Source organism: Streptomyces sp. NPDC005722 (assembly GCF_040630935.1).
Lineage (GTDB): Bacteria > Actinomycetota > Actinomycetes > Streptomycetales > Streptomycetaceae > Actinacidiphila.
In genome coordinates this window covers 400,951-422,106 of sequence record NZ_JBEXYN010000002.1, presented here as the reverse complement: position 1 = coordinate 422,106, position 21,156 = coordinate 400,951, and the positions used below count along the sequence as shown (strand labels likewise).

At 73.0% G+C, this 21,156-nt stretch carries 14 protein-coding genes; 5 read left to right on the top strand and 9 right to left on the bottom strand.

The genetic code is table 11. From position 1 onward, the window contains the following. Positions 1-68 precede the first annotated feature (68 nt). Both ABZ479_RS04005 and ABZ479_RS04000 read left to right on the top strand, forming a co-directional pair. Entirely contained in the window at positions 69-839 is a 771-nt protein-coding gene (locus ABZ479_RS04005) for a CDP-alcohol phosphatidyltransferase family protein (protein WP_500459719.1), read from the top strand. A gap of 142 nt (positions 840-981) precedes the next feature. After that, on the top strand, positions 982-2,553 hold the full coding sequence (locus tag ABZ479_RS04000; protein WP_500459718.1) for a methionine--tRNA ligase: 1,572 nt from the start codon (positions 982-984) through the stop codon (positions 2,551-2,553). 604 nt (positions 2,554-3,157) lie between these two features. Here ABZ479_RS04000 and ABZ479_RS03995 read toward each other — a convergent pair. Genes ABZ479_RS03995 through ABZ479_RS03985 form a run of 3 tightly spaced genes read right to left on the bottom strand, consistent with a single transcriptional unit; the run spans position 3,158 to position 7,460 of the window. Further along, entirely contained in the window at positions 3,158-4,417 is a 1,260-nt protein-coding gene (locus ABZ479_RS03995; protein ID WP_500459717.1) for an MATE family efflux transporter, read from the bottom strand. Beyond that, on the bottom strand, positions 4,414-6,150 hold the full coding sequence (locus tag ABZ479_RS03990; RefSeq protein WP_500459716.1) for a tyrosine-protein kinase domain-containing protein: 1,737 nt from the start codon (positions 6,148-6,150) through the stop codon (positions 4,414-4,416). Before ABZ479_RS03990 ends, ABZ479_RS03995 begins: the two co-directional genes overlap by 4 nt. Positions 6,151-6,173: 23 nt before the next feature. Next, positions 6,174-7,460 carry a glycosyltransferase family 4 protein gene (locus tag ABZ479_RS03985; protein ID WP_500459715.1) on the bottom strand — a complete coding sequence of 429 codons (1,287 nt, stop codon included), beginning with the start codon at positions 7,458-7,460 and terminating at the stop codon, positions 6,174-6,176. A gap of 135 nt (positions 7,461-7,595) precedes the next feature. Here ABZ479_RS03985 and ABZ479_RS03980 point away from each other — a divergent pair, with 135 nt between their 5' ends. Then, on the top strand, positions 7,596-8,039 hold the full coding sequence (locus ABZ479_RS03980) for an FAD synthase family protein (RefSeq protein ID WP_499598384.1): 444 nt from the start codon (positions 7,596-7,598) through the stop codon (positions 8,037-8,039). Between the two features lie 28 nt (positions 8,040-8,067). Here ABZ479_RS03980 and ABZ479_RS03975 read toward each other — a convergent pair whose 3' ends face one another. After that, on the bottom strand, positions 8,068-9,624 hold the full coding sequence (locus tag ABZ479_RS03975; RefSeq protein ID WP_500459714.1) for a hypothetical protein: 1,557 nt from the start codon (positions 9,622-9,624) through the stop codon (positions 8,068-8,070). Positions 9,625-9,753: 129 nt separating this feature from the next. Here ABZ479_RS03975 and ABZ479_RS03970 point away from each other — a divergent pair, with 129 nt between their 5' ends. Then, positions 9,754-10,299 (top strand): WcaF family extracellular polysaccharide biosynthesis acetyltransferase, encoded by a 546-nt coding sequence (locus ABZ479_RS03970; RefSeq protein ID WP_500459712.1) that lies wholly within the window; start codon positions 9,754-9,756, stop codon positions 10,297-10,299. Positions 10,300-10,411: 112 nt separating this feature from the next. Beyond that, a complete protein-coding gene (locus tag ABZ479_RS03965; protein WP_500459711.1) occupies positions 10,412-11,575 on the top strand; it encodes a glycosyltransferase in 1,164 nt (387 codons plus the stop codon). Here the strand turns inward: ABZ479_RS03965 and ABZ479_RS03960 are convergent. From ABZ479_RS03960 to ABZ479_RS03940, 5 genes are all read right to left on the bottom strand, one after another. Next, positions 11,520-12,359 (bottom strand): glycosyltransferase family 2 protein, encoded by an 840-nt coding sequence (locus tag ABZ479_RS03960; RefSeq protein ID WP_500459710.1) that lies wholly within the window; start codon positions 12,357-12,359, stop codon positions 11,520-11,522. The two genes, ABZ479_RS03965 and ABZ479_RS03960, sit on opposite strands and share 56 nt — an antisense overlap. Next, positions 12,356-13,036, bottom strand: coding sequence for a hypothetical protein (locus ABZ479_RS03955; RefSeq protein WP_500459709.1), 681 nt, complete (start codon positions 13,034-13,036; stop codon positions 12,356-12,358). The genes ABZ479_RS03960 and ABZ479_RS03955 overlap by 4 nt, the downstream gene beginning before the upstream one ends. Beyond that, complete coding sequence (locus tag ABZ479_RS03950; protein WP_500459708.1) at positions 13,033-15,261, bottom strand: LamG domain-containing protein; 2,229 nt, start codon at positions 15,259-15,261, stop codon at positions 13,033-13,035. Before ABZ479_RS03950 ends, ABZ479_RS03955 begins: the two co-directional genes overlap by 4 nt. Before the next feature lie 109 nt (positions 15,262-15,370). Beyond that, a complete protein-coding gene (locus ABZ479_RS03945) occupies positions 15,371-18,106 on the bottom strand; it encodes a CBM96 family carbohydrate-binding protein (protein ID WP_500459707.1) in 2,736 nt (911 codons plus the stop codon). A gap of 194 nt (positions 18,107-18,300) precedes the next feature. Beyond that, positions 18,301-21,009 carry a CBM96 family carbohydrate-binding protein gene (locus tag ABZ479_RS03940; RefSeq protein ID WP_500459706.1) on the bottom strand — a complete coding sequence of 903 codons (2,709 nt, stop codon included), beginning with the start codon at positions 21,007-21,009 and terminating at the stop codon, positions 18,301-18,303. Positions 21,010-21,156: the final 147 nt, after the last annotated feature.

Sequence of the window (21,156 nt, the reverse complement as noted above, 5' to 3'; positions counted from 1 at the left end):
CCTTTCGTGTGACGGCCCCTCAGGAAGCCGACCCGCCCCACACGGGGGCCGTGTCCTGCCATGATGTGATGCGCACGAACGTCGCATTGCTGGGGGACCACGTGACGCTGACCATCGGTGGCGCGCTGCGCGAGCTGCGCACGGCCCAGAAGTCCGCCAAGGGCGTGTCGCTGTACTCGCGCCACGTCAACCGCCCGGCCGGCCGGGTGCTCGCCGCCGGCGCCTACCGCGCCGGGCTGACGCCCAACCAGGTCACCCTGGTCAGTGCCGCCTTCAGCCTGGCCGCCGTGGCGGCCCTGGCCCTGGCCCGGCCCTCCTGGCCGCTGGCGCTGGCCGTGTACCTCGGGCTCGTCGTCGGCTTCGCCTTCGACTCCGCGGACGGACAGCTCGCCCGCCTGCTCGGGAGGGGCAGCCCGGCGGGGGAGTGGCTGGACCACGTGGTGGACGCCGGGAAGATCACCGCGATCCACGCGGCCGTCCTGATCTCCTTCCACCGCTTCTTCGACCTGCCCTCCGAGGGCTGGCTGCTGCTGCCGCTCGGCTTCCAGTTCGTCGCCGTACTGACCTTCAGCGGCGGCCTGCTGGCGGACAAGCTCAAGCCGAAGCCCCCCGCGGCGGGGCAGGCGGCCCCGGCCGCCGCGCCGTCACGGCTGCGCGCGGTCGCGCTGCTGCCCGTCGACTACGGGGTGTTCTGCCTGGTGTTCCTCACCCTCGGGGCGCCGCGGGTCTTCCTCGCCGCGTACACCGCGCTGTTCGCCGTGCACACGCTCTTCCTCGTCGCCTTCCTCGCGAAATGGTTCCGCGAGCTGAGCGCGTCCGCTGCTAGCATCGAGGCATGATCGCGAACCCGTACCACCGGCGAATGACGGCCCCCACCCGGGGCCGCTGACACCGGACGCGTCCGCGTCTTCCGAGGCCCCCCTGCGGGGCCTCGTTCCTTTTGTGCTCGGAGCCCCGCCCCCGTCCCTCCCGGAGGTTCCGATGACCGCACCCCAGACGTCCCGCTTCTACGTCACCACCACCATCCCGTACGTCAACGCCCGCCCCCACCTGGGCTTCGCGCTCGAACTCGTCCAGGCGGACGTGCTCGCCCGGCACCACCGCAAGCGCGGCGAACCGGTGCGCTTCCTCAGCGGCACGGACGACAACTCGCTGAAGAACGTGCTGGCCGCCGAGGCCGAGGGCATCCCCGTCCAGGACCTGGTGGACCGCAACGCGGCCGCGTTCGCCGCGCTGGACGCACCGCTCGCGCTCTCCCTGGACGACTTCATCCGCACCAGCCGCGACCCCCGCCACCGTGCCGGCGTGGAGCGCCTGTGGCGGCGCTGCGCCGCCGCGGGCGACCTCTACCGGGAGCACTACGAGGGGCTGTACTGCGTGGGCTGCGAGCAGTTCTACACCCCGGACGACCTGGTCGCCGGGCGCTGCGCCGAGCACGGCACCGAGCCGCAGACCGTCGCTGAGGAGAACTGGTTCTTCCGGCTCTCCCGCCACACCGACGCGCTGCGTGCGCTGATCGAGGACGGCCGGCTGCGCATCGAACCGGCCGCGCGCCGCAACGAGGTGCTCGCCCTGCTCGCGCGCGGACTGCGCGACTTCTCCGTCTCCCGCTCCCAGAGCCGGGCCCGCGGCTGGGGCATCCCGGTGCCCGGCGACCCGGGGCAGGTGATCTACGTCTGGTGGGACGCGCTCGGCAACTACGTCACCAGCCTCGGCTACGGCGGCCCGGAGGGGGAGGGCGACGGCGCGTACGACCGGTGGTGGGCGGGCGACGGGCGCCGTGTGCACCTGGTGGGCAAGGGCGTACTGCGCTTCCACGCCGTCTACTGGACCGCGATGCTCCTGTCGGCCGGGCTGCCGCTGCCCACGGACATCCTCGTCCACGACTACCTGACGGTGGAGGGGCGCAAGATCAGCAAGTCGGCAGGCCCGGCCGTCGACCCGGAGGAACTCGCCGCCGAGCACGGCACCGACGCCGTGCGCTGGTGGCTGCTGCGCGAGGTGCCACGGGTCGGCGACGCCGACTTCACCCGCGAACGACTGGTCGCCCGCGCCGACGCGGACCTGGCCGGAGGGCTCGGCAACCTGGTGCACCGGGTGGTGACCATGGTCCACCGGTTCCGTGACGGCGTCGTCCCCACGGCGGACGGACCCGGCGAGCCCGGCACGGAGGCCTTGGTGACGGTATGTCAGGAGGTGCCGGAGGCGGTCGCGGCGGCGCTGCACGACGTGGACTTCCGGCGCGCCGCGGCCGCCGTGTGGCGGATCGTCGACGAGGCCAACCGCTGCATCGACGAGACCCGGCCCTGGGAACTGGCCCGCGCCGAGCGCCGCCACCGCAGCGCCTCCGCCGGGCACCGCCTCGACGCGGTCCTGGCCGCCCTCGTGCACGCCTGCCGCACCCTCGCCGGCGAGCTCGAACCCTTCCTCCCGGACGCCGCGGCCCTGATCGCCCGCCGCTGCGCCCCCGGCTCCGACGGCCGCCTCCCGTCCCCCGCTCCCCTGTTCCCCCACTCCACCCACCGGCACCCCGCCCCGACGCCGGGGCCGTGAGGCGGGCGCGCCCACGCGGGGCGGGTGGCGGCGTGGTGGTGCGGTGGTGCGGTGGTGCGGGCGGTGGGCGGGTGGCGGGTTTCGTCTCGCTCCCTTCGGTCGCACCGATGGCGGGCTGCGGATGGGAGGGACGGGGCGGGGCTCGTCGGCGTGTGCGGGTGGGTGGGTGGCCAGCGTTCAGGCGCCGGAGCGGGTCTCCTCTCCGGCGGTCCGGTCTCGTTGCCGCCCGCGGGTGCTTCGCGGTGCCGCCTGGGGGAGTGAGACCGGGCTCTGTTTCGCTGTCCGTACCGGCGGAAGCGGGCCCGATCTCGCCCGGACTGCCCTGCAGCACCTCGAAGCAGCCGCAGACGCAGGTAACGGCGGGCGCGCCCACCACGGGGAGTAGGCGTGGTCACCGGCCATCTGCACCCGCGGGCGGCGACGAGACCCGAGGCCGACGGAAAGGTGACCCGCTCCGGCGCCTGAACGCCCGCCACGTGACGAGCCGCAGGCTGCCGAGGAGGGCGCCCCCACCCTCCCGTCCGCAGCCCGCGTCGGTGCGACCGGAGGGAGCGAGACGAGACCCGTCACCCGCGACGGAACGGGGCCGGAGCCCCGGCGGGCGCTACGCGGGGGCCGGTTCGGGGCGGGTTTCGGGGTCGTCCGCCGGGGCGGCCTCGCGGCGGACGACGGCGATGCGGGCCCAGAGGACCACGGCCTTGAGGGTCGAGCCGAGGGCGAGGCCCCAGGCGGCGCCGAGGACCCCGCCGAGGGCGTAGCCGCCGATCATGAAGGCGACCGAGGCGAGGGAGAAGACCACCTGGATCGGCAGGGTGGCCTTCGGGCGCAGGACGCGGAGGGTGAGCAGGGCGCTGGTGCCGGCGGCGATGGCGGCGTACTGCGCGCCCGTGGCGGGCAGCAGGCGGGACGCCGCCGACCAGGTCTCGCCGAGGAGTTCACGGCCGGCGCGGTCCGGCAGCGCCATGAGGACGGCCGTCCAGCCGGCGGCGACGCCCGCGAGGACGCCGGCGAGGACGGCGGTGGCCCGGACCTGGCCGCGCATGCCCGGGACCCGGCCCAGCAGCGGGGGCCCGAAGGCGGTGGCGGAGTTGAACAGGACGTTCATCGGGCCGAAGAGCGTCGTCGTACCGCGCAGCGCGCCCACCGCGAGCGGGCTGGCGAACACGCCGAGGCCGACCACCGCGAGCTGGCTGGAGGCGTTGCCCACGCCGTACTCGACGACGAAGCGCTGCCCGAGGTGGCCGCGGCGCACGAAGCGCCGCAGGTCGGCCCGGGTGCCGCGCAGCCGGGGGGCCAGCAGGGCCGCGCCGGCGAGCAGCGCGGGCACCGCGGACAGCCCCCACACCGCCACCAGCCGGGCGGGCCCGGCACCGTGCGGCTGCAGGGCGAGCGCGGGGAGCGCGACGGCCAGCCGCAGCACGTCGCTGGTGAGGGCGAGGTGGGGCAGTCGCAGGGCCGAGAAGCAGTAGCGCAACCCGTCCTGGGTGAGGACCAGCGGGAGCACCATGCCGAGCACCGCCAGCGCCCACGCCGTCTGCCCGGGGACGAAGGCGAGCACCGCCGCCATGGCCGCCCCGGCCACCGTGGACGCCACCGCGACGAAGGACGCCGCCGAGCGGCAGGCGGCGGCCACCGAAGCAGGCCCGCCCCGCTCCAGGACCAGGGCCTGGCCGACGTACGACACGCTCACGCCCAGCAGCACGGAGAAGACGGTGTAGACCATCGAGAAGACCGAGAACCCCGCGGCGCTGGACAGCCGGGCGGCGACCACGAGCACCAGGATGTTCGTGAGCGCCGCCACTCCCTGGTCGAGTACGGAGCAGACGATCGCGGTCTTCGCGCCCGGCGCCGGGCGCACCGTCACCGGGTCACCGTGCGCAGCGGGATGGTGTCGGTGGTCGGCGCCGGGGTGTCGCCCGCGGAGGGGAGGGACGTCCTGGCCGTGGCGGTCGCCGCGACGGTCACGCCGCTGTCCGCGGAGGACGCGGTCCCGGCGGCCGGGACGGCGGTGGCCTCGGACCGCGCGGCGGCGGCGTTCCGCTTGCGCGCCGCCCTCCGCGCCCGCCGGGCCCACCAGCCGCGGCCGGGCGAGGTGTGCAGGACGGCGCCCAGCACGGTGCTGCCCGCGCCGCTGATCAACTGGCGCACCCGGTCGAGGTCGGCGCGGTGCACCGCGTGCGGGTCGGCGACGACCAGGACACCGTCGATGCGGTCGGCCAGCGCGAGCGCGTCGGCGTAGGTGAGGACGGCCGGGGCCAGCACGATCACCGCGGCGCCCGGGGCGTCCGCCTCCGCGAACAGCCGGCTGGTCGCCGACGAGGTCAGCGCCCGGGCCACGTTGCGCACCCGGCGTCCCGGCACGAGGTCGAAGGAGCCGGACTCGCCCGCGTCGATGGGCACTTGGAGGCCGGCCGGCCAGCCGCCCTCGCTCAGGTGCGGGGAGCGGGCCCAGCCTGGCCGGGAGCCGTCGGACGAGCGCAGCCGCGCCGACAGCCCGGGGGTGCGCAGGTCGGCCTCGACCAGCAGCACCTCCATGCCCATCTCGGCGAAGGACGCGGACAGGTTGACGGCGACGGAGGCGGCCGCGTCGCCGGTGCCGCGCGGGGCGACCACCAGCAGCCGGCGGTGCTCGGCGAACCGCTGGTCGTACGCGAGCCGGAAGGCGACCGAGCGGAACTCCTCGGCGAGCCGGGGGTCGGCGTTGTCGACGGCGAGCAGCGGACCGCCCTTGCCGCGCGGCAGGGTGCCCAGCACCGGCGCGCGCAGCGCCCGCACCACGTCGCCCTCGGAGCGCGCGGTGGGGTCGAAGACCAGCCGTACCCAGGCGGCCAGCAGGCCGATGGCGACACCGACGAGCGCGCCGAGGCCGAGCATCATGGGCAGCCCGGGCCCGGAGGCCGCCGCCGGCGGGGAGGCGACCCGGATCCACTTGCCGGGCGTGGTGTCGAGGGTCTGCAACCGGGTGATGTTGGTGCTGAGTTCGGAGATGCGGCCGACGAGGGTGGCCTGCACGGTGGTGGCCGCGTCGAGGGTGGGGCCCTCGCCCAGCCGCAGGATCTGCTCGTCGAGCTCCTTGCGCTGCTTGACCACCGGGTCGAGCTGCTTGCGCAGGTTGTGGACGGTGTTCTTGATCGTGTTCTCGGTGGCCTCCCGGCGCGCGTCCATGAACGCCTGGGTGAGCGCGTTGGCGCGGCGGGCCGCCTGGTCCGGGTCGCTGTAGGTGTACGCGAAGCGCAGCACCAGCGTGTTGGGCGGGTTGGTGACCTGGAGGTCGGACTGGAGCGCGGAGACGGAACGTTGCGGCAGGTGCAGCTTCTTGGCGGCGCGCTTGGCGATCTCGTTGCTCATCGCCGTCTGCCGCTCGGTGCCGATGTTGATCGCCTTGTCGGGCGCCGTGCCGCCGGCCGCGAACTCGTCGACGGTGGCGGCCCTCAGCACGACCTCGCTGGTCGCCACATAGGTGTCCTTGCCGGAGACGGCCAGGTATCCGCCGCCGAGCAGCCCGATCAGCACACCGGCCACCAGCAGCGCGCGGTAGCGGACGAGCTGGCGGAACTGGTCGCGCAGGAGGTCCGGTTCGTCGTGGGCCTCGGACATCTGCGATGCGTGCGGTTGATCACTCACGTGCGTGGAACCCCCCATACGTCCGACCCCTCAGGATCGACAGCTTCTGCGGCCGTGTCCAGTGCCTCCGCGAGGAGCGCGCTGATCCGTGACAGTCCGGCCTCACGACTCAGGTGCGCCGTCACGTACGCGGGTCCCCGGGCCCCGAGTTCGGCGGCGGCCTCCGGGTCCTGGGCGAGGGCGCGCACGGCCTTCAGGAACGCCCCCGGGTCCTCCGGCTCCACCAGCAGCCCGGCCTCGGAGCGCAGTACCTCCTGCGCGGTGCCGCCCTCCGCGGCGACGGAGGCGACCACCGGCCGCCCGGTGGCGAAGTAGGAGGTGAGCTTGGACGGGATGCTCATGTCCAGCACCGAGGCGCGCTGGGTGACCGCCAGGACGTCGGCGGCGGCCAGCACGTCGGGGAAGTCCGCGTCGTCGGCGGGCGGCGCGAACTCCAGGTTCGGCACGTCCGCCGCGAGGTCCCGCAGGTGCTCGCGCTGGTTGCCGTCGCCCATCAGGACGATCCGCACCGAGGGGTCGAGACGGGCCGCCTCGACCAGCACCTCCAGGCCCTGCTTGAGCCCCATGTTGCCGGAGTGCAGCACGACCGTCTGCTCCCGGCCCCAGCCCAGCCGGGCCCTGGTCTCCTCGCGCGGCCGCGAGGGGCGTGCCACGTGCGACCAGTTGGGGACCAGCCGGATGCGCCCGCGGTCCACCCCCATCGCGGCGACCTTGTCCACGAAGCTCTCGTGGATCACCCCGACCAGGGTGGCCCGCTTCAGCGCGTACGCCTCCACGGCCCCGGCGGCGGCCGCCGCCCGGTCACCGCCGCGGATGCCGCTCTGCGCGGCGGCGGCGCCCATCAGGTCCTGGACGATCGGCACGTACGGCACCTTGTGCCGGGCGGCGATGCGCGCGCCGACCACACCCCCGGCCAGGCTCGGCATCTGCGCCACCACCGCGTCCGGCCGGACGCGGGGTGCCGCGACGAGCCCGTGGGCGAGGACCGAGGCCTCGAACAGGGCGCGTGTGAGGGCCGTCTGACGCGGGGGCACGGTGTGCCGCCTGCGGTGCACGCGCACCCCGGCGCGCCGCTCCTCGATCCGCCACACGCCCTTGTACGCCGGGTCGAGCCGCCACGACGGGTAGTGCGGCATGCCGGCCAGGACGTGGACCTCGGCGCCCCCGCCGTCCGCGGCCGCCCAGTGCTCGGCGATCTGCGTGGCGTACGGGCCGATGCCGGTGTGCTCGGGCGCGTAGTTGGTGGAGACGAGTAGCAGAGTGCGGCCCTTGAACTCGGGCACGGAAGGACCCCTTCCCCCCAGAAGTGACCAGATGCTCACCTTATCCGTTCACCAGAGAAACACACTGGCTTCACGCTAATGTCTGAGACTCCGCAACTCGCGGAACGGTTGTATTCCTGTGGGGGGATTCGCAACATGCACCGTGTGGGGTATGCGCCTGGTGTCTACGACCTGTTCCACGTCGGCCACCTGAACATCCTGCGGCACGCCCGCAGTCAGTGCGACTACCTCGTCGCGGGAGTGGTCTCCGACGAGATGGCCGCGTTCGCCAAGGGGCGCACGCCGGTCGTCCCGCTCGTCGAGCGGCTGGAGATCGTCCGCAGCGTGCGCTTCGTGGACGCGGCGTTCGTCGAGACCGTCCCGGACAAGCTGGAGACCTGGGAGCAGGTCCGGTTCGACGTCATCTTCAAGGGCGACGACTGGCGCGGCACCGAGAAGGGGGCCAGGCTCGAGCGCGACTTCGCCACGGTCGGCGTCGAGGTCGTCTACTTCCCGTACACGGTGCACACCTCCAGCACGCAACTGCGCCGCGCGCTCGACGCGCTGACCACCCCGGCGGCGGGCGCGGCCGGGCGCTGACCCGCCGCGCACGGCCGGAACGGCCCCCTCAGCGCAGCTGCTTGCGCTCGTCCGAGCGCAGGGTCGTGACGAGGGCGAAGCAGATCAGGGCGACCCCGATGCGGCCCGAGGCCTGGAGCAGCGGGCCGCGCAGGAGGATGAAGGAGTAGCCCGCGACGAGCGGGATGACGATCGCCATCACATTGCCCGGGCGCGGGTCCACCGAGGTGCGCAGGGCGTAGCGGCGGTCGCCGCGGGCGGCGAGGTAGCCGAGGGCGACGAAGCCCACGACCACGCCACCGGCCCCGAAGTCGATCCAGACCTCGGCCCACATGGGGGAGGAGAGGTTGACGTTCTTCATCCCCATCCACTGGCCGATCATGACGCCGGTGTCGCGGGGCTTGCCCTGCCAGACCGACCGCGGCACGAAGAAGAACGCGGAGCCGGCGAGCTGGCGGCCGTAGAAGTGGCCGGGGCCGGAGTCCGAGAAGGTGATGGTGTTGGCGAACATGCCGATCTGGTCGTAGTCCTTGATCGCCAGTGGTTCGAAGACGGACGTGGTCTGTACCGGCTTGTAGCCGTCGTCGTCGTAGCGGAAGCGGTCGGCGAACGGGAAGACGACCAGCGCCGCCAGCACGCCCAGCGCCAGGGCCGTCCGGTACATCGTGGGGCTCTTGGGGAAGGCCGTGAACAGGAACGAGAAGAGCACCGTCAGGAACCAGTAACGCGGGTTGCTGATGGGGTTGTTGACGACGCCGTTGAGCAGCAGCAGGGCACCCCAGGTGGCGATCACCAGCGGCCTGCGACGGGCCCGCCGCGAGGTCACCAGCCAGCGGGTGAAGACCAGCAGCGCCAGCAGCGCGGGGACGGTGCCGAAGCCGCGCAGGAAGGCGGAACCGACGTTGGACTCCGCGGAGGCCGCGCCGTCCGCCCGGATCGTGTCGGTGATGGCCTGGCGGCTGCTGAAGAACACCGCGGGGCCGCCCAGTTTGGCCACCAGCAGCGCACTGCCGACGAAGGCGATCGCCACCAGCAGGAAGACCCGCCTGCGGTGGAAGGAGGCGGAGCGGTCCCTGCGCCGGGCCCGGCGGATCGGCCGGTGCCGCGAGAGCAGGGCGCCGACGTCGAAGGCCGCGCAGCCGATCAGCACCAGCGCCACCGCGACCAGCAGGTCCGCCCGGGTGCCGACGACCGGCGTCGGCGTCTGGTCGAGGACGTCCTGCACGAGCGGGGCGACGCCCATCGCCACGTACACGAAGAGCCAGAACGAGCCCTGGATCAGCTTGCGGTGGGCCGTCAGCGCCATCACCGCCAGCCGGATGCCGGAGTAGCAGGTGAGCACCATCTGCAGCCAGAAGACGCCGTCGCGCACGCCCGGACCCGGCTGCACGGCGACCACCGCGGGCAGGAACAGGCCAAGCCCCAGGATCAGCGGCACGGCCAGCGCGCGGGAGAGCAGCGCCCGCGGCGAGACCGCCGGGACCTCGACGCCCCCCGCCGCCGCGCCCGTACCCGCCCGGCCCCCCGGCCCCGTCGGACCCCCCGGACCGCCGGGCCCGCGCGACGGGATTCCGCGCGGCTGGATTTCGTGTGCCTGAACGGCCATGCAACAGCCCCCCAACGATTCCCCTCGCGCAGTCTATAGATCCTGCCTCCCCGGAAGCGTGTCCACGGATAATCTGTGCGAACGGTGCCGGGGAGGGCACACGGGACGGGGGTTCTTGGGGGTGCGTCCGTGACGGCACGTGATCTGTCGGCCTTCACACTGGCCGGGTACGACAAGGGACGGGGCAAGGCCGTCCAGGCGCTGTGGTTCGCGGTGATGAACACCGTGTTCTCCGCCTGGTTCTGCCCGGCCCGGCTGCGGGTGGCCATCCTGCGGACCTTCGGCGCCACCATCGGCGAGGGGGTGCTGATCCGGCACCGCGTCCGGGTGCTGTGGCCCTGGAAGCTGACGATCGGCGACCGTGCGTGGATCGGCGAGGGCGCCTGGCTGCTCAACCTGGAGCCCATCACGATCGGCAGCGACGTGTGCGTCTCCCAGGAGGCGCTGCTGTGCACCGGCAGCCACGACCACCGCACCGTCGACTTCCGCTACCGCAACGCGCCGATCACGGTGGAGGACGGCGCCTGGGTCGCCGCCCGCGCCGTCGTGCTCGCCGGGGTGACCGTGGGCCGCCACGCCGTCGTCGGCGCCGGCACCGTCCTGTCGAAGGACCTGCCCGAACTCACCCTGCACGCCGCCGACGGCACGCGGACGCTCAAGGAGCCCCAGCCGTGAAGCAGCCGCAGCCGTGAAGCCGCAGCCGTGAAGCAGCGCCAACCGTGAAGCAGCGCCAGCCGTGAAGCAGCGCCAGCCGTGAAGAAGCCGCAGCCGTGAAGGAGCGCCAGCCGTGAAGGTGCTGCACGTCGTCACCCTGCACACGCCCACCAACGCCTTCGGCGGCCCCACCCGGGTCGCCCTCAACCTCGCCCGGGGGCTGCGCGGCCGCGGTGTCGACGCCGAACTCGTCACCCTGGGCGACGGTTTCCCCGAGGGCGCGCTGCCGGACGAGGTGGAGGGGGTGCCCGCGCGGATCTACCGGGCGCGGCACGTGCTGCCCCGCTTCGAGGTCTCCGGGATCACCTCGCCGTCCCTGCTCGCCGGCGCGCGGCGGCTGGTGCGCTCGGCGGACGTCGTCCACGTCCACCTGATGCGCGACCTGATCACCCTGCCGGTCGCCGTGGCGGCGCTGCAGTGCGGGCGGCCGCTGGTGCTGCAGACCCACGGGATGGTCGACCCCAGCGACAAGCCGCTGGCCAAGGTGCTCGACGCGCTCGCCACCAAGCGGCTGCTGCGCCGGGCCGACGCCGTGCTGCACCTGACGGAGTGGGAGCGCACCGACCTGGAGGCGGTCGTGGGCGCGGGCAACCTGGCCCGTCCCGTACGGCTGCCCAACGGTACCGCGCTGCACCAGCCGAGGGTCCGCAGCGGCCCGCCGACCGTGCTCTACCTGGCCCGCTTCCAGACCCGCAAGCGCCCGCGGGCCTTCGCGGAGGCGATCCCCGAGGTGCTGGAGCAGTACCCGGACGCCCGCTTCGTCCTCGCCGGACCGGACTCCGGCGAGCTGGCCGGCACCCTGGAGACCGTGCGCACGCTGGGCGTGGAGAAGTCCGTGCGGCACGTCGGCCCGCTCAGCCACGCCGAGGCGCTGGAGGCCTTCCGCGCGGCCGACGTCTACGTCCTGCCGTCCGTGGACGAGCCGTTCGCGATGTCGCTGCTGGAGTCGATGTCGGTGGGCACGCCCGTCGTCGTACGGGAGTCCAACGGCCTCGCCCCCGACATCGAACGGGCCGGCGCCGGACGGGTCGTGCACCGCCCCGAGGACATCGGGAAGGCGGTCCTGGAACTGCTCGGGACGGAGGCGAACCAGACGGCCGCGCGGGCCGCCTGGCGCCTCATCCGGGACGAGCTCTCGCTCGACGCCGTCCTCGACGTCCTCCAGGAGGTGTACGGGACGGCTACGAAGGAACGTCCTCCCGCGTCTTCACCCCGATCTGCCAGCGGTAGAAGCTGAGCGCGAGGGCGTAGTCGAAGCCGGCGCGGCCGTCGAGGAAGCCGCGCCGGGCGAGGTAGGTGTAGCCGAAGAAGAGCAGCGGCTTGAACGGCACCTTCTGGAAGATCCGTCCCTGCCGCGTCTTCAGCCCCCGCACCTGCTCCTTGGCGCCCGGGTGGTGCTCCAGCCAGGCCTCCCAGTCCGAGTAGCGGTTGTGCCGGTCGAACCAGGTGCGCACGGGGTCCAGGTCGCGGTGCTCGATCCGGCCCCTGAGCTGCCCCACCGGCCCGTCCGCGCGCGGCTGGTAGTGGCCCTCCTGCTCGCCCATGCCGGGCGCGCCCAGGTCGTCGACCTCCGGGTACGCCACCCGGGTGCGGTCCAGCAGCGACCGCTTGACCACGGTGTGGCCGCGCCGCAGCGGCCGCCCGGCGAACCAGTACAGCAGCGGGATGTCGAAGGCCGCCGGCAGGACGGGCTGCCGTGCGAAGACCTCACGGAGCTCGTCGATCAGCTCCGGCGTGGGCACCTCGTCCCCGTCGAGGAACAGCAGCCAGGGGATGTCCGGGTGGACGTTGTCCAGGCACCACTGCTTCTTCTTGGGGTACTTGCCGTCCCAGGTGTAGGGGACGACCTGGGCGCCCAGCGACTCGGCGATGGCGCGGGTGTCGTCGGTGCTGTCGGAGTCGACGACCACCACGGCCTCGAAGTGGTCGATGACCGAGCCCACCGTGGTGGCGATGTTCTCCGCCTCGTTCTTGGTGGGGATCGCCACCACGACCGGCAGCCTGCTCACGAGCTCCGTCATCGGCCCTCCCGTGCCCAGGCGAAGCAGCCGCGCGAGTCGAAGGTCCTCGTGGCCGCGGTGATGGTGACCTCGTGGGTCGTGCCGGTCTTCGTCCCGGCCGTCCACGTGCAGTCCTTGGTGGGCGTCAGGGCGCGGTAGGTGCCGGGCACGACGACGCTGCCCGCCTTCGCCCTGGCGCCCACGGTGTAGGAGCCGTCGGCGAAGCCGGTCTCGGCGGCCGCGAGGACGTCCTCCTGGTCCGGGCACAGGTGGGTGACGGCGCCCTTGGCGCCGCCGATCTGCCCGGTGATGATGCCGCCGATCGCGGCGTCCTCGTCGACCTCGGCGACGCGGGCGATGCGGTCGCAGGTCTCCTGGCCCAGCTGCAGCACGGCCGCGGGGTCGGTGCCCTTGGGCACCCGGCCCGACAGGTAGCCCTTCTCCTTCTTGGTGAAGGAGCCGGTGGCCGGGGTCAGTTCGTCCTGGGGGAGCTTGGGCCCGCTCGGGACGGCGTCGGAGGCGGGGTCGGTGGGCGTGGTCGGTTCGGCGGAGACCGAGGCGGCGGCGGTCGGCGCGGGGGTGGGCGCGGCCGCGGCGTCCTTGCCGTCCGAACCGCCGGAGCAGCCGGTGAGCAGCACCGCCGCCGCCGTCACGAGGACGGCGGCGGCGGTGGCGACCCGGCGGGGCGGGTGGGTCATCCGTTCTTCCCCAGGTCGTAGTGCTGGGCGATCTGCGACGCCGACAGCACGCTCGGGTAGATCGCGGTCTCGTCGATGGAGCCGGCGAAGTAGTTGCTCGTCGGGCGGCTGGTCCAGCCCGAGAGGTTGTCGCCGCCGACGTGCCAGTAGCCCACGTAGTCGTTGCCGCCGGTGATCAGGAAGTTCGACGCCTGGAGCGAGCCGTCGACGTACAGCCGCATGCCGTTCGAGCCCTGGGTGGCGACGACGTGGTGCCACTCGTCGTCGTTGTAGGCCCTGGAGGTGGTGATGGTGCGGTTGCTGCCGCTGCGCACCCCGAAGACCAGCCGGCCCGCGTTGGTCATGTAGACGTGCTTGTCGGTGGTGGCGCTGGCCTCCGTCGTCCGGTCGCCGAAGCCGACGATCTTGCCGCCGGTGGTGGTCGTCGTCCGGAACCAGGTCTCGATGCTGTACGCGGACGGCCGGTTGCGCTTGGCGTCGCTGTACGACCACTGCGTGGTGCCGTTGTACGTCACGGCGGTGCTGGTGTTGCCGGCGAGCGCGCCGGGGCTGACGCCCCGGGTCGGGCCGCCGACGTGGTTGCCGCCGTCGTCGGCCGGCGAGTTGTCGGCGACGAAGGTGTTGGCGGTCTCGTTGTAGCGCCAGTACAGCGTGGCGCCGTCGGCGAGCACCTGGGTCGGGTACGCCTCGGGGGTGGTCGCCGCCGTGACCGTCTGGGTCGGCGACTTGACGGTGGTGTTGGTGCCGTCGCTCGCGGTGACCCGGTAGGTGTAGGTGGCGCCCGCCGTCACGTCGGTGTCGGTCCAGGTCAGCTGCGGCCGCACCCACGGCAGCGAGGAGGCCGTCGTGGTGTACACGGGCGTGGCGGCGCCGTTCTTGTACACGCGGTAGGTCAGCGAGCTGTCGTCCAGGTCCAGGCTGGTCTGGATGCGGACCTTGACCGAGCCCGGGGTGACACTGGACGCGTTGACGTTCGGGGTGGTCGGCACGCCGGTGTCCGGACCCGAGGAGAAGCGGGTCAGGCCCTGCTGGGCCACGCCGTTGACGGTGGTGAACTCGCCGCCGACCCACAGGTAGTCGGTGCCGCCGGACGAGGAGAGGGACATGGCGCGCGGGCCGATGCCCTCGCCCAGGCCGTCGTTGGTGTCGGGGAACCAGCCCAGCTTCGCGGGGTTGTCGACGGACTCGGCGAGCAGGTGCTTGCGGCGCTGGTTCGGGTACTCGTTCATGGTGCTGCAGTCGTGCGCGTGCGAGCCGCTGTACAGCACGGACTTGTAGACCTCGACGGACTGGGTGGCGCCGAGGCAGGTGTCGCGCCAGCGCTGGTTGAAGTCGCTGAGGTTGAGCGCGATGCGGCCGTCGAAGACGCCGCCGCCGGTGCCCTCGTTGCCCGTGTAGACCCCGGTGGCGTCGGTCGTGATGTCCTTGACGACCGACGTCGACGGGATGAAGGAGGACCCGTAGCCCTTCACCACGGCGCCGGTCGTCGCGTCGACCACGGCCAGGGCGTGCGAGGAGGTGCCGTTGACGCGGTCGAAGTCGCCGCCGATGACGACGTTCGCCCCGTCCGGGGTGATCTCCAGCGCACGGCCCGGCGCGTCGGCGTTGGCGGTGAAGGAGGTGACGTCCCCGGCGGTGGTGACGGCGGCGAAGTCGTCGTGCGGCTGGCCGTCGACGGAGCTGAAGTCGCCGCCCAGGTAGACGGTGTCGTCGGTGGCGGCCAGCGCCCGGACGGTGGCGTTGACCGCGACCGCGAAGTTCGTCCTGACGGTGCAGGTGGCGATGTCGATCGCGGCGAGGCTGCTGACCGGTGTGCCGTTGACCGCGCCGAAGAAGCCGCCCGCGTACAGCGTGGCCCCGTCCGGCGACACGGCGAGCGCCCGCACGGTCGCCGTGCCGGAGCCGACGGTGAAGGACAGCCTGCAGTCGGTGGGCGCGCCGGTCGCCGCGTTGAAGGCGGCGAAGTTGACGGCCTCCCGCTCGTTCGGACCGCCCGCCGCCTCTCCGGACGGGCGGACCGAGGAGAAGGTGCCGCCGGTGAAGACGGTGCCGTTGGCCTGCGCCATGGCGAAGACGATGCCGTTGGTCTGCCAGGTCGGCAGGCTGTCGGCCGTCAGCGCCACCGGCGGCGTCAGCGCCACCGCCGGCTGTGGCGCGACGGCCCCCGCCGCCAGGGACCCCGCCGCCATGGTCAAGGCGGCGGAGATGGATCTGAGCTTGCGCATGTGCCCCCCAAGGCCCCAATGCCCCCGAGCGTCCCACTTGGCCGCCCGTGCACCGCAGGGTATGGGTTGACATACGGCTGATGGACGGTGTTTGAAGAAAATGTGAGCACTAAGGTGCGCCGAATGTCAGTACGAGAACGGGGTGGTTGGCCGCCCCCGCCGCCTCGCTCGACCACAGCCACAGCGCGTCGGTGCCCGTGCTGGTCACCGCGAGGTCGTAGGAGCCGCCCAGGGCCCCGGCGAGGGCGCCGGCGTCCAGTGCCGTCTCGTACGTGCTCTGGGCCGCGGTGGCCCCGGTGAGCGTGCCGAGCACCGTGGAGGACAGCGCGGGCCGGCCCGTGTACGTCACGCCGGTCTCCGTCCAGCTCCCGGTGACCGGGACGACGCTCGCGCTGTCGGCCGTCCCCGCGCTCGCGTCGGAGTTGGTGTGCACCCGCAGCCGCGCGCTCTTCAGCACCGTCCCGGCGGGTGCGGCGGGCAGGGCGAAGCGCAGGTAGGTCAGGTACGCCGAGCTGCCGCGCACCGCCAGCGAGCCCGAGGTGCCGTAGTTGGACGACGGGGCGCCCGCGTTGACGTACGAGTCCTCGTTCGCCTCGACGGTGACCTCGGACTCCGGGGGAGTGCCGCCGCCCCCGGTGCCCAGTGCGTGGTGGTCGGCGACCTGGGCGGCCGTCAGCACCGACGGGTAGACGGCCGTCTCGTCCAGTTGCCCGGCGAAGTAGTTGCTGGTGGGGCGGTTGGGCCAGCTGCTGAGGTTGTCGCCGCCGACCCTCCAGAAGCCCGAGTAGTTCTGGCTGGTGGTGGTCGGATCGGTGCCGGCGAGGGCGCCGTCCACGTACAGCCGCATGCCGCCGCTGCCCTGGGTGGCGACGACGTGGTGCCAGCCGCCGTCGTTGTAGGTGCCGGTGGTGGTGATGGTGCGGGCGCCGTTGTTGTACACCCCGAAGGCCAGGCGCCCGTTGTTGGTCATGTAGACGTGCTTGTCGTAGCTGCCGCTCAGGTTGTCGTCGACGTTGCGGTCGCCGAAGCCGATGAGCTTGCCGCCGGCCGTCGTCGTGGTCCGGAACCAGGTCTCGACGCTGTACGCGGCCGGGCGGCCGTGGCGGGCGTCGCTGTAGGCGTACTCGTTCGTGCCGTTGAACCCCATGGCGGTGCTGCCGGCGACGGCGCCCGGGGTCTGCCGGTACGACGGTCCGTTGAGGTAGACCGCGTTGTCGTTTCCGGGGGAGGAGTCGGCGCCGAACTGGCCGGAGGCCTCGTCGTAGCGCCAGTACAGCGTGGCGCCGTCGGCGAGCACCCGGGCCGGGTACGCCTGGGCCGACGAGGCGGCGGTCACCGACTGGGCGGGGGACAGGGCGCTGGTGTTGGTGCCGTCGCTCGCGGTGACCCGGTACGAGTAGGTGCTGCCCGCGGTGACCGAGGTGTCGGTGAAGGTCAGCTGCGGGCGGGCCCACGGCAGGGAGGAACCGGTGGCCGTGTGGATCGGCGTGGTGGAGCCGTTGCGGTAGACGCGGTAGGTCAGCGGCCCGTCGTCCAGGTCGAGGCTGGTCCGCCAGCGCACGGTGACCTGGCCCGGCCGGATGCTCGCCACGTTCACCTCGGGCACGCTCGGCGCCCCGGTGTCCGGGCCGGAGGCGAAGCGGGTCAGGCCCTGCTGGGCGGCGCCGGCGACGGTGGTGAACTCCCCGCCCACCCACAGGTAGTCGGTGCCCCCGGAGGAGGCCACGGTCATCACCCGCGGGCCGAGGCCCTCGCCGATGCCGTCGTTGGTGTCCGGGAACCACGGCAGCAGCGTCGGGTCGTCCACCGACTGCGCGAGCAGGTGCTTGCGCCGCTGGTTGGGGAAGGCCCCCATGCTGCTGCAGTCGTGGGCGTGCGAACCGCTGTACAGCACGGTCCGGTAGACCTCGACGGACTGTGTGGCGCCCAGGCAGTTGTCCCGCCAGCGCTGCCCGAAGTCACTGGTGTTCAGGGCGATGCGGCCGTCGAAGACACCGCCGCCGGTGCCCTCGTTGGCGGTGAAGACCCCCGTGGCGTCCGCGGTGAGGTCCTTGGTCACCGACGTGGCCGGGATGAAGCCCACCGGGTAGGCCCTGGTCAGGGCGCCGGTGTCGGTGTCGACCACGGCCAGGGCGTGCGAGCCGGTGCCGCCGACGGTGTCGAAGTCACCGCCGAGCACCGCGTGCGCGCCGTCCGGGCTCAGCTGGACGGCCCGGCCCGGCTTGTCGGCGTTCGGGTTCCAGGCGCGCAGCGCGCCGGCCGTCGACAGCGCCGCGAACCGCTGCCGGGACTGGCCCGCCACCGAGGTGAAGTCACCGCCCACGTACACGGTGTCGTCGCTGACGTCGATCGCCCGTACGGTCGCCGAGAAGGAGGGCCGGAAGGAGGCGACCGGCGTGCAGCTCGCGATGTCGATCGCGGCGAGGCTGCTGACGGCCACGCCGTTGACGGCGTTGAACCAGCCGCCCGCGTAGAGCGTCCGCCCGTCCGGCGAGACCTCGAGGGCGCGCACGGTCGCGCTGCCCGAGCCGATGGTGAAGGAGAGCCGGCAGCTGGTCGGGGCGCCGGTGGCGGCGTTGAACGCCGCGAAGTTCACGGCGGACTGCGTGGTGCCGCTGGAGCCGGAGGACCTGACGGTGGAGAAGGTCCCGCCCGCGAAGACCGTGCTCCCCTGGTGGGCCATCGCCCACACCACGCCGTTGGTCTGCCAGGTCGGCAGCGGGTCGGCGGTGATGGCCACGGGCGGTGTGAGCGCCCCGGCCGTCGGTGCCACCGCCACCCCGGCGCCCGCCAGCGATGCCGATGTCAGAACGAGTGCAGCGGAAAGTCTTCCCCAAGTGCGCATGAGCCCCCCAGCCCTCGCCGCCCCCGGCGGTGCGGGAACGGACCGCCTGCCCCGGCAGCGTACGCCGGGACAGGCGGTCCGGAGGAGACCCCGGCGGCCACTTTCGGCCTCCGGCGGTGTACTGAGCGGCCCCCGGGGAGACGCGATCGAGGTGATCCGTCCCCGCCGGGGGCCGCGGGTGGTGCAGGGTGCCGTTACGAGCCGAAGGTGAGCACCAGCCGCGGCCCGTTCGCCTGCGAGGCCGCCTGACGCGACCAGAGCCACATGGCGTCGGTGCCCGTACTGGTCAGCGCCAGGGCGTAGGAGCCGCCCAGCGAGCCGCCGAGCTGGGAGACGTCCAGCGGCACCGTGTACGACGTCGACACCGTCGTCGCACCGCTCAGCGTGCCCAGCACGGTCGGGGACAGTGCCGGCCGGCTGTTGTACGCGACCCCGGTCTCCGTCCACGCGCCCGTGACGGGCACGACGGAGACGGTGTCGTTGGTGCCCGCCGTCGGGTCGCTGCTGGTCATGACCCGCAGCATGGCGCTCTTCAGGGTCTGGCCGGCCGGGGCCGGCGGCAGGCTGAAGCGCAGGTACGTCAGGTACGCCGAGCTGCCGCGGACGGCCAGCGAGCCCGAGGTGCCGTAGTTGGCGGAGGGGGCTCCGGCGTTGACGTAGGTGTCCTCGGCCGGGGTGAGCGTGGTGACGGTGTCGGCCGGGGCGCTCGCCAGGGCGTAGTGGTGGGCGACCTGGGTGGCCGTCAGCACGGACGGGTAGACGGCGGTCTCGTCGATCTGCCCGCTGAAGTAGCCGCTGGAGGGCTGGTCCGGCCAGCCGTTGAGGTTGTCGCCGCCCGCTCGCCAGTAGCCGGTGTAGTTCTCGTTGGAGGTCTGCGGGTTGCTGCCGGCGAGGGTGCCGTCGACGTACATCTTCATGCCGTCGGCGCCCTGGGTGGCCACCACGTGGTGCCAGGCGCCGTCGTTGTAGGCGGTGCCGCTCGTGATGGTGTTGGTGGCGCCGGTGTAGACGCCGAAGACCAGCCGCCCGTTGTTGGTCATGTAGACGTGCTTGTCGTACTGGCTGCTGGTGTCCGTGGTGGCGTTGCCGAAGCCGACGATCTTGCCGCCCGAGGTCGTGGTGGTCCTGAACCACGACTCCACGCTGAAGGCCGCCGGACGCGGGTGGCTGCGGTCGCTGTAGACCCACTGGCTGGAGCCGTTGAAGCCGATCGCCGTGCTGGAACCGCTGACCGCGCCCGGGCTCTGCCGGTACGACGGACCGCCGACGTAGTCGCCGTTGTCGTCCGCGGGGGAGGCGTCGGCGGCGAAGGTGCCGCCGCTCTCGTCGTAGCGCCAGTACAGGTTGGCGCCGTCGGAGAGCACCGCCGCGGCGTAGCTGTTGCTCCCGCTCGCCACGGTGGCCGTGGCGGTGGAGGACAGCGGGCTGGTGTTGGTGCCGTCGCTCGCGCTGACCCGGTAGCTGTGGGTGGAGCCCACGGTCAGCCCGGTGTCGGTGAAGCTGAGCTGCGGCCGCACCCAGGGCAGCGAGTTGCCGGAGGTGGTGTACACCGGGGTGGCGGAGCCGTCCCGGTAGACCTTGTACGACAGCGCGCTGTCGTCGTCGTCCAGGCTCGCCTGCCAGCTCACCTTGACCTGCCCGGCCGCCAGGCTCGCCGCGCTCGCCTCCGGCGTGGTCGGGTTGCCGGTGTCGGGACCGTCGGAGAAGCGGGTCAGGCCCTGCTGCGGGGCGCCCTGGACGGTGGTGAACTCGCCGCCCACCCAGAGGTAGTCCCTGCCGCCCGTGGACGACACGGACATCACCCGTGGCCCGATGCTCTCCCCGAGGCCGTCGTTGGTGTCCGGGAACCAGCCGAGCAGCTTCGGGTCGTCCACCGACTGCGCCAGCAGGTGCTTGCGCCGCTGGTTGGGGAACTCGCCCATGCTGCTGCAGTCGTGCGCGTGCGAACCGCTGTACAGCACCGTCCGGTAGACCACGAGCGACTGCGTCGCGCCGAGGCAGGTGTCGCGCCAGCGCTGGTCGAAGTCGCTGAGGTCGAAGGCGGTGCGGCCGTCGAAGACACCGCCGCCGGTGCCCTCGTTGGCCACGTACAGGCCCGTCGCGTCGTCCGTGATGTCCTTGACGACCGAGGTGGCCGGGAAGAAGCCCACCGGGTACGCCTTCGTCAGCGCGCCGGTGCCGGTGTCGACGACCGCCAGGGCGTGCGAGTTGCTGCCGCCGATGGTGTCGAAGTCACCGCCGATCATCACGTGGGAGCCGTCCCGGGCGGCCTGGACGGCCCGCCCCGGCTCGTCGCCCTGCGGGTCCCAGGGCTTGAGGGCTCCCGCGGTGGTCAGCGCCGCGAAGTACCGCCGGGACTGGCCGGCGACGGTGGTGAAGTCGCCGCCCATGTAGACGGTGTCCGCGGTCACGTCCAGCGCCCGTACGGTCGCGGAGATCCCCGGGTGGAAGGAGGCGACCGGCGTGCACGTCGCGATGTCGATGGCGGCCAGGCTGTTGACCTGGACGCCGTTGACGGCGCTGAAGTATCCACCCGCGTAGAGGGTGCCGCCGTCCGGCGAGACGGCCAGGGCGCGCACGGTGGCCGTGCTGCCCGGGCCGATCGTGAACGACAGCCGGCAGTCGGTCGGTGCGCCGGTCGCGGCGTCGAACGCCGCGAAGTTCACCGCGGACTGCTCGTTGGTGCCCGCGCCGCTGCCGGGCGGACGGACGGTGGAGAAGGTGCCGCCGGCGAAGACGACCCCCTCCGACTGGGCCATCGCCCAGACGATGCCGTTGGTCTGCCAGGTCGGCAGTTCGTCCGCGGTCATCGCGACCGGCGGGGTGAGCGCGGTCGCGGCCGGAGCCGCGGCCACCCCCACCCCTGCCAGAGCCCCCGCCACCAGTGTCCCGGCGGCGGTCATCGCCCCAAGTCTTCGCATGTGCCCCCCAAGGCCTCACTCGTGCACAAGCGGCCCATTCGCCCGCCTGTGGACGGCAGCGTAGGGGTCTGTGAAGCTCCTCGCGTGAAAGTTTGACGAAATTGTGTTCACTCTTGGCTCGGCGGGACG

What these genes read in the sequence shown, in the direction of transcription:
- ABZ479_RS04005 (WP_500459719.1), top strand. Translation starts at nt 69, where the DNA reads ATGCGCACGAACGTCGCATTGCTGGGGGACCACGTGACGCTGACCATC.
- ABZ479_RS04000 (WP_500459718.1), top strand. Translation starts at nt 982, where the DNA reads ATGACCGCACCCCAGACGTCCCGCTTCTACGTCACCACCACCATCCCG.
- ABZ479_RS03990 (WP_500459716.1), bottom strand. Translation starts at nt 6,150, where the DNA reads ATGTCCGAGGCCCACGACGAACCGGACCTCCTGCGCGACCAGTTCCGC.
- ABZ479_RS03980 (WP_499598384.1), top strand. Translation starts at nt 7,596, where the DNA reads ATGCACCGTGTGGGGTATGCGCCTGGTGTCTACGACCTGTTCCACGTC.
- ABZ479_RS03975 (WP_500459714.1), bottom strand. Translation starts at nt 9,624, where the DNA reads ATGGCCGTTCAGGCACACGAAATCCAGCCGCGCGGAATCCCGTCGCGC.
- ABZ479_RS03960 (WP_500459710.1), bottom strand. Translation starts at nt 12,359, where the DNA reads ATGACGGAGCTCGTGAGCAGGCTGCCGGTCGTGGTGGCGATCCCCACC.
- ABZ479_RS03955 (WP_500459709.1), bottom strand. Translation starts at nt 13,036, where the DNA reads ATGACCCACCCGCCCCGCCGGGTCGCCACCGCCGCCGCCGTCCTCGTG.
- ABZ479_RS03950 (WP_500459708.1), bottom strand. Translation starts at nt 15,261, where the DNA reads ATGCGCAAGCTCAGATCCATCTCCGCCGCCTTGACCATGGCGGCGGGG.
- ABZ479_RS03945 (WP_500459707.1), bottom strand. Translation starts at nt 18,106, where the DNA reads ATGCGCACTTGGGGAAGACTTTCCGCTGCACTCGTTCTGACATCGGCA.
- ABZ479_RS03940 (WP_500459706.1), bottom strand. Translation starts at nt 21,009, where the DNA reads ATGACCGCCGCCGGGACACTGGTGGCGGGGGCTCTGGCAGGGGTGGGG.